At 71.6% G+C, this 503-nt stretch carries 1 protein-coding gene; it reads left to right on the top strand.

The window, feature by feature from the left end:
• A partial coding sequence (locus DQ237_RS19370; protein ID WP_113801773.1) for an O-methyltransferase occupies window positions 1-434 on the top strand: 434 nt, incomplete at its 5' end.
• Window positions 435-503 lie beyond the last annotated feature (69 nt).

The following is a 503-nucleotide window of genomic DNA, read 5'->3' as shown; positions in this document are numbered from 1 at the left end:
GGTTCTCCGCGCTGTGCATCGCCGAGGGGCTGCCCGAGGACGGGTCGCTGCTCTGCCTGGACCGCAGCGAGGAGTGGACCGCCGTCGCCCGCCGGTACTGGGAGCGGGCGGGCGTGGCCGACCGGATCGAGCTGCGCCTCGGCGACGCGCTGGCCACGCTCCGGGAGCTGCCGGCGGAGGAGACCTTCGACCTGGCCTTCGTCGACGCGGACAAGACCGGCTACGCCGCGTACGTCGAGGAGCTGCACCCGCGGCTGACCGGCAACGGCGTCGTCCTGCTGGACAACACGCTGCGCGGGGGGCAGGTGCTCGATCCCGAGGACGAGTCCGACTCCGCCCTCGCGTCGCTGAACGCGGCGCTGGCCACCGACCCCCGCTGGGAGACCGTGCTGCTGCCGCTGGCCGACGGCCTGACCCTGCTCCGCAAGCGATGACCGACGGGAGCGTCTACGGCCTGTCTCTTATACACATCTGACGCTGCCGACGATCTTACGCGTGTAGAT

This window comes from Blastococcus sp. TF02-8, assembly GCF_003319175.1.
In the GTDB taxonomy this organism is placed as follows: Bacteria; Actinomycetota; Actinomycetes; order Mycobacteriales; family Geodermatophilaceae; genus Blastococcus.
This window is presented reverse-complemented; position numbering and strand designations above follow the sequence as displayed.